The organism is Microcoleus sp. CAWBG640 (assembly GCF_020883015.1).
GTDB classification, from domain to species: domain Bacteria; phylum Cyanobacteriota; class Cyanobacteriia; order Cyanobacteriales; family Microcoleaceae; genus Microcoleus; species Microcoleus anatoxicus.
This window is the reverse complement of the sequence record NZ_JAHRFC010000026.1, coordinates 53,530-60,554: the sequence shown is the minus strand read 5'-3', so window position 1 is coordinate 60,554 and position 7,025 is coordinate 53,530. Positions and strand designations below refer to the sequence as shown.

The 7,025-nt window shown below is 45.5% G+C and carries 7 protein-coding genes; 2 read left to right on the top strand and 5 right to left on the bottom strand.

The features are described from left to right. Positions 1-167: 167 nt before the first annotated feature. Together AAFP11_RS15230 and AAFP11_RS15225 are read left to right on the top strand one after the other, a co-directional pair. Positions 168-1,313, top strand: a complete 1,146-nt coding sequence (locus AAFP11_RS15230; protein WP_341737828.1) for an FAD-dependent oxidoreductase — start codon at positions 168-170, stop codon at positions 1,311-1,313. A gap of 51 nt (positions 1,314-1,364) precedes the next feature. Next, positions 1,365-1,847, top strand: a complete 483-nt coding sequence (locus AAFP11_RS15225) for a hypothetical protein (protein ID WP_341737827.1) — start codon at positions 1,365-1,367, stop codon at positions 1,845-1,847. A gap of 71 nt (positions 1,848-1,918) precedes the next feature. On the opposite strand, the gene AAFP11_RS15220 is transcribed toward AAFP11_RS15225, so the two are convergent. The 5 genes from AAFP11_RS15220 to AAFP11_RS15200 all read right to left on the bottom strand — a co-directional run bounded on the left by AAFP11_RS15220 (position 1,919) and on the right by AAFP11_RS15200 (position 6,940). Further along, entirely contained in the window at positions 1,919-2,467 is a 549-nt protein-coding gene (locus AAFP11_RS15220; RefSeq protein ID WP_341737826.1) for a hypothetical protein, read from the bottom strand. Positions 2,468-2,562: 95 nt separating this feature from the next. Further along, positions 2,563-2,910, bottom strand: coding sequence for a hypothetical protein (locus AAFP11_RS15215; RefSeq protein WP_341737825.1), 348 nt, complete (start codon positions 2,908-2,910; stop codon positions 2,563-2,565). Beyond that, a complete protein-coding gene (locus AAFP11_RS15210) occupies positions 2,898-3,467 on the bottom strand; it encodes a hypothetical protein (RefSeq protein ID WP_341737824.1) in 570 nt (189 codons plus the stop codon). The genes AAFP11_RS15215 and AAFP11_RS15210 overlap by 13 nt, the downstream gene beginning before the upstream one ends. Positions 3,468-3,704: 237 nt before the next feature. Beyond that, a complete protein-coding gene (locus tag AAFP11_RS15205) occupies positions 3,705-4,121 on the bottom strand; it encodes an NUDIX hydrolase (RefSeq protein ID WP_341737823.1) in 417 nt (138 codons plus the stop codon). Positions 4,122-4,309: 188 nt separating this feature from the next. Continuing rightward, positions 4,310-6,940, bottom strand: a complete 2,631-nt coding sequence (locus tag AAFP11_RS15200; RefSeq protein ID WP_341737822.1) for a M1 family metallopeptidase — start codon at positions 6,938-6,940, stop codon at positions 4,310-4,312. Positions 6,941-7,025 lie beyond the last annotated feature (85 nt).

Genomic DNA, 7,025 nt, shown 5'->3' with positions numbered 1-7,025 from the left:
TTGTACTGGTTCCCAGGCTCTAGCCTGGGAACCCATGTCCAGAGGCTCTGCCTCGCTCTGAGAGTAGTCAAATTGGAGGCAGAGCCTCCGGATCTGTGTTACCAGGCAGAGCCTGGTAACAAGTAAAATCTAAAATCCAAAATCCAAAATCAAAAATCTCAAATCGAATGGTTCGTATTGCAATTATTGGATGTGGTATTGTCGGAGCATCGATCGCCTTTGAACTGAGCCACTATCCCGAACTGAAAATCACGGTATTCGACAAACAGCCACCAGCACAAGCATCCACCGGTGCAGCCCTCGGTGTGTTGATGGGAATAATTAGCCACAAAACCAAGGGCAGAAATTGGCAGTTAAGAGAAACTAGCCTTCAGCATTACGAAACTCTGATTCCTGAATTAGAAGCAATGACGGGGCGGAAAATTCCTTTTAACAAACAGGGAATTTTGATGCTTTGTTCCGAGGGAGAGGATTTCAGTAAGTGGGAAAAGTTGCAAGCCACTCGCCAGTCTCAAGGTTGGGAATTGGAAATTTGGGATGTGGAGCAAGTGCGCGATCGCAATCCTCATCTTAACCTCCATCATCCTATTATTGGTGCTATTTATTCACCTCGCGATCGACAAGTCGATCCCACAGCCCTGACTTTAGCTTTAGTTGAGGCTGCTAAGCTCAAAGGAGTTAATTTTGACTTTGGGGTAGAAGTTCAAGGCCTCATGGGCCCGCAAGATGCCCACCCCACAACCAATATAATACCTTGTGGAATAGGCAAGATGCCTGTGATTGAAAATGGTGCAAAATGTCAGATTCAAACAAATGTAGGAAATTTAGAATTCGATTGGCTAATTGTAGCTGCTGGTTTAGGCTCTTCTGCTTTAACCGCATCATTAAATCAATTGGTTGACATTCGGCCGGTGTTAGGACAAGCCCTACATTTGCGATCGCCCAAACCTCTAGAAAATCCTGATTTTGCCCCAGTAATTACTTGCAATGACGTCCATATTGTGCCATTGGAAAATCAGGAATATTGGGTAGGGGCAACGGTAGAGTTTCCGGTAAATAGCGAGGAAATTCAGGCGAATGCTGATATGTTGCAGCAAGTCATGGAAAAGGCGATCGCCCTTTGTCCAACCATAGCAACAGCCGACATTATCAAGCAATGGTCAGGTTTGCGCCCACGCCCGGAAAAACGACCCGCACCAATTATCGATCGACTTTCCAGTAACAACATCCTCATCGCCAGCGGCCACTATCGCAACGGCGTATTACTCGCCCCCGCCACAGCACGCACAATTCGAGAAATGATTTTGCAATAATTAACAAATCTTAATATAATCAAGATTGCCATCCATCTCTTACATTTCAATATGTCCGAAAAACCTTTAGGTAAACCCCGCTCCTTGTGGAAAGTAATTTTGCTATCCGCAGCCACCTTGCTGCTGTACTACGGATGGTATAAATGGATTATTCAAGAAGAGTTGCGCCGCTATAACGGCACCGGGTGGTCAGGAACCCTCTGCTTGCTACCCTTTGTGTTAGGAGTAGCCATTCCCCAAGCTTTGCGAATCTACGATCCCGACGTTCCCGGATGGTTTGGTTGGTTTTCCTTCCTAGGCATTGCTTGGATTTACATCGTACAATTCAAACTTTACAACACAGTAAACGAACTGTATCGCCAAGAAGGAATCAAAGAACCGCTAACAGTTTGGTGGATTTTCATACCTGGTTTAAATTTAATTGTTGGCTTGCGCCAAATCCACTTTTTGAGCCAATTTTGGGCGATGAAACAGGGAATAGAAGTTAAAGATAACTTAGCAGAAAGCCTTTCTTTCCTGTCAGCTAATGCTTAATCTGTATTAAAGCATCTGGACTTTTTGCTGCAATTTCCCTTGGGGTTTCCAGCGATCGCAAGTCGATGGATTTATCTTCCCTTAGCTAAGTCGGCGTAGACGATGATTTCCCAACCCAATATCAGGATCAGGAGTAGCTCAACCCCGCCCAAAATATGGATAGCTAAAGGCGCACCAGGTACTAAGACCCAGAAGGAAATCAGGGCAATGATTCCTGACACGACGAAGGTAATTTCATCAACAATAAGTTGCTCGATTTTGCGGCGTGATCGGCGGGAATCGCTCCGGTGGGCAATTTCCCAGCCAAATATAGATTCTACCTCTGCGTGTCCGGTCTTTTCTTTGATTTTTTCGACTAAAGTGAGTCGAATATATCGCCCGATCGCACTTATCTTTTCATCGTTTACTAAGTACGTCCAGCCGAGAATCAAGGACGCCCAGGGAAGGATGAGAAAGGCGTAGTAGTTGGCGGAGTTGGAAGCTGCAAAGGACACGATTGTACCGAACAAACCCAAGGTGACGTAGAGGAGGTTGTCTCGGAAGCCAATCCGTTGGCTTTGTTCGGCTTTGAGTTTGTCGTATTCTAGTAGCCAGACTTTGAGGATGGGGTCTTCTGTCATCTTGTTTTTTGAGCGTGTTTTAGTTTCATTGTGCGCGATCGGCAATCGGTTAATGACGGGCAAGTCATGCCTTTTTTTTCATTACTTAAGATAGATTAAGCTCCGATCGCTTGACGCTGGGAGTAAATTTCTTCTATCAGCAAGTCACGCAGTTCATCAGCTATGTCGGCGGGAGGGTTTCCGGCGAGGGCACGTCCAATTAGCCGTTCAGCTTCCCGGAGTTGGGAACACTCAATGGCAAGTACGGCGGCGCTCCGATGCAGTACAGAACGAGTCGGTTCAAAATCCCATTCGTTGGCGACTAAATCCGCTGCGGCGCGTTCTTTGGCAAAGGCTGCCTTGGTAAATGCTGTCACTTGGTCGATATCGCCGCGCTGACGGGCGAGAATGGCTCGATCGACCAGTTCCATTGCTTCGTGGTGAAGGGCTTCTACGGTCTGCATTTTTTGACGATCCGTGCTTTGGGAGTGCCGAACTCAACGACAGACACATAGCCTGGAGCTAAGTCATCTGAAGGGCGTATTTGTTCTAATTTTATGTTAACTCTCGCTTGGATCAGGCTGTCAGAACCTTGACGAATCCCGGAGACTTCTAAGCGGGCTTTGCGCTGAAATAGCGTGTCTGGGTCTTCGATCGAGCCAAGCCAAAAGTCGAAACCCAAACCTTTGCCTTTGACAGAGCGTTCGATGATTGTAAGTCCAGTGAGGTGAGGCATGATCAGGGCTGCAATACCGTAAGCACCATATTCAGTGGCAACTTCTCGATCGGCGTTGAAGCGACGAATAGTATCATCGATCGCATCTGCTTGAATTTGGATTTCACAGGGTTGAATCCCTTCGATTGTCAGCGTCACGGGGATGGAGTGTCCTCTCTCGTCGAGGCAAACGGCGGCTGCATCTGCACAGATGGCTCCGAAGGTGAGCGACCAGCCTGGACGTTCGGGCTTGTTTTGGCGGAGGTCGTTGAGGGAAAGAGTTTTAATCGGGTTAAGGTCGGTCATCAGAGGAGATGGCTCGGGGCGATCACATCCCCAGAATCTTACAGCATATGGTCTTAGTCATTTTGTTCTTCGATCATAAAAAATTGCCATAAGTCAGAAGTTTAGATTAAAATACTAGAAATAACATTTGTATGAACTCCTTTAATTATCCTCACTGCTCTGCGTGTGGAGCCACCATCGATCGCGATGCTGATAGATCCCCAACTCCTTGAATAATTCTGGCTTCTGGGTATCTGCTTACCAAAATCTAGGTGGCAAACCCCCAAGAATCAATTTCAATTCCGGTTCATCAACCCGCTTAATTGCTTTAGGAATACTCACCCACTGCCGCTTTCTCTTATAAGCTTCCGGCCAATTTTTCACCACCGTTTCTACTTGCAGTAAAAATACATCTACTTGCCAAGTACAACCAGACTTATAGTATTCGTAAGTCCCCATCAAATCTGGAAACACTCGACCCAATACACCTGCTTCCTCCCAAGCTTCCTTTGCCGCCGAATCTTCGGGAGTCATGTCAGGTTCAATCAAACCTTTCGGAATTACCCAACGCTTACCTCCCGAAGAAGTAATCAACATTACTTCAATTTTACCGTCCATAATGCGGTAGGGAATTACCCCCGATTGTTCCACCAATACAATTGTTCTGGTACTCATTATTTATGAAACATATTTTCATGCAAAAACTGGTTCAACTTAATTGACAGTTGAAAACTAAAAACAAAAATTGCACCCTGATTTTACATAACTTATGCTTGAGGTTAAAAACCCGGTTTCTGCGTCAATCTCTCACATGAATTCAAATTTATCCAAGCAACCGGGTTTTTTACGTTTATCTACTTAACCTAATCTTGTTTCGACTTAGCCTCCAAACTTTCCAAACGACTCTTCAAATCTTGATTATCCTTTTTCACCTGGTCTAATTCCTCACGCAACTGCTTCACTGCTGCATCAGAACCCGCGCTTTTCTGCACTCTTTGCACAGCCTCATCCGCCATGCGACGAACGCGCCCATCAGGAGTTTGGTCCGCCAAAGAACGCAAAATCCGAATCGCTTTGCGAGTTTCCATTTGTCCTAATGCTGCAACTACAGATACTTGAGTCAAGAAAAAGGTCTCTCTAGACAATTCTGCCAGCCGCTGCAAAATCCGTTCTAAATTGATATTAGTTTGACCTGTTGAAATTGTACCCAAAGCACGAATTGCACCCAAGCGCAAAGCTTGGGGAGTACCAATGGCTGTGTATTTCAAAATCAGATGCAGCGCGTCTTCAGAGGTTTTCATTTGCGCCAAACCGGATATCGCCCCCGATCGCACCACCTCATTCCACCCTTGACGCTCTTTCAGCACCAATTTTAACTCTTTCAGTACCTGTTCGTCAGTCGGTTTTTCATCGAGGTTAGCCCCTGCAATTCCCCCGATCGCACTCGCAGCGGCTGCTTCTACATAATAGCTAGCATCCCCTTTTTCAACAATAGATTTCAAAGCTTTATAGCTCTCGTGAGTTTTGATTTTACCCAGCGCCCCCACCACAGCACGGCGAACACGAGCATCTTTATCCTTCACACCAGCTACTAAACCATCAAAAGCTTGGTCGAGTTTAATTTCTACTAAATAGCCTGCAACTTCCGCACGCACCGCCCAAAACGGCTCCTTCTTCAGAACTTCTGACAGCGTATGCACGACCTCCAATCCTCCCTTTTTCGCCAAAGCTTGGGCAGCGTAAATCCGGGAAACAGGGTCTGGATCTAGTTGTAACTGAGCTTTTAGTTCGGCAACCGGAAACTCTAAACTAACTGTTTTTAAGTATTTATTTCCCACATCAAAACTAATGAATGCTGGCTTCTGTTCCAGAGGAAAATAGAAACTTTGCTCCCGTTCGTAGACGCGCACTGTAAAAGTTTTAAGATTCGGCCCAGAGGATGCAGAACTCTCATCGTTGTCTGATTTTTCCGGCTTGTAACCGAAGCCGATCGGAATTTTGAGATCGAATACATCCTTACTGTTAGCATTCCCATTTTTCGGTTCTTTGATCTGAGTTTGGGTTACAGTAACTTTCGCTAATTTGTTATCTCCATCCCAGGAATAAGCAACTTTGTAATCTGGATGACCGCCGCGATAAACGTACTGGTCAAACAAAAACATTAAATTGCGACCAGTCGCTTTTTCGATCGCCCGCAACAAATCAATAGTTTCTACAGTTTTGTGAGCATTGTCTTGCACAAAAGTCTGAACTGCTTTGTAAAACAACTCATCGCCCAACTCCGCGCGGATCATGTGATAAACGCAAGCGCCTTTTTCGTACAAATGGCGATCGTACAATTCGATCGCTTCCCGGTAAACATGAGTAACCATTGGGCGGCGGTAGCGAGAACTGTCTTCAGCTAAATAACTACGCGCCTCATTTAACATATAATAAGCCGCGTCTTCTTTCCCGTATTCTTTATCAGTCCACAGCACCTCGGAATAGGAAGCCATACCTTCTTTAATCCAAGCATGAGACCAGTGTTTGATTACTACTAAATCGCCAAACCATTGGTGAGCTAATTCATGAGCAACCAAGCTTTCCGAACCTCGATTATCGAGAGTAGCGCGTTCGTCTAACAAGCACCTATCTGTTAGCAAAGTTGTCGAAGTATTTTCCATCCCCCCGAAAATGAAATCATCGACGCAGACTTGAGCGTATTTCGGAAACGGGTAAGGGTAGCCAAATATCTGAGAGAAAAATTCAATCATTTGAGGCGTTTTGCCCATGGTGCGTTTGGCATCAGCTTCCCGGCTTCTTTCCACGTAATAATTAACAGGTTTGCCGTTCCACTCATCTTTAATTTCCGCAAAATCTCCCACAGCTAAAGTCATCAAATAGCTGGGATGAACCTGTTTTTGTAACCAGTGATAAATTTTATCATCTCCCTTGGTTTCTGTGTTGATTAATTCCCCGTTAGAAATAGCAAAAAGTTGTTTGGGAACTTGTACTTTAATTTCGGAAGTTGCCAGTTGTCCGGGATAGTCGAAACAGGGAAACCAAAAGCGCGAATCTTCATCTTCGCCTTGCGTCCAAACTTGAGTTGGTTTATCGGGGTAGTGCTTGTCTGGACCGACGAAATAAAGACCTCGCTGGGGTTTTTCGACTGCATAGTCGATCGCAATTGTAATTGGTTTGTAGGCTGCTGTTGGTTCGTGTAGTTGAATTTCTAGAAATTCGCCATCACTCTCAAAATTTTGCTCGATGTTACCGACTTTTACTGATTTAATTTTTAGGTTAACGGCATCTAAGGTTAATTTGTCAATACCGCTGCGCACTGGATTGATGCGGACGCTGCAAGTACCGTGAAAGCTTTGTTTGGGAATATCCAGCACTAAGTCCAGGAAAATATGCTCTACTTGACCGGGGCGATCGGGATTGTAATGCGGCCGAGCACCGGGCATCTCAAAGGATTTGTGACCGTTGTCAGAATCAAAGTATATGTGTGACATTTTGATGGCGAAGTTGTGAATCGATCGCTGGTACTTGAGCTGCTGTTGAGCTGCCAGCTTATTCTAGAGTAGCGCGTCAAAGTTG

What these genes read in the sequence shown, in the direction of transcription:
- AAFP11_RS15230 (WP_341737828.1), top strand. Translation starts at nt 168, where the DNA reads ATGGTTCGTATTGCAATTATTGGATGTGGTATTGTCGGAGCATCGATC.
- AAFP11_RS15225 (WP_341737827.1), top strand. Translation starts at nt 1,365, where the DNA reads ATGTCCGAAAAACCTTTAGGTAAACCCCGCTCCTTGTGGAAAGTAATT.
- AAFP11_RS15220 (WP_341737826.1), bottom strand. Translation starts at nt 2,467, where the DNA reads ATGACAGAAGACCCCATCCTCAAAGTCTGGCTACTAGAATACGACAAA.
- AAFP11_RS15215 (WP_341737825.1), bottom strand. Translation starts at nt 2,910, where the DNA reads ATGCAGACCGTAGAAGCCCTTCACCACGAAGCAATGGAACTGGTCGAT.
- AAFP11_RS15210 (WP_341737824.1), bottom strand. Translation starts at nt 3,467, where the DNA reads ATGACCGACCTTAACCCGATTAAAACTCTTTCCCTCAACGACCTCCGC.
- AAFP11_RS15205 (WP_341737823.1), bottom strand. Translation starts at nt 4,121, where the DNA reads ATGAGTACCAGAACAATTGTATTGGTGGAACAATCGGGGGTAATTCCC.
- AAFP11_RS15200 (WP_341737822.1), bottom strand. Translation starts at nt 6,940, where the DNA reads ATGTCACACATATACTTTGATTCTGACAACGGTCACAAATCCTTTGAG.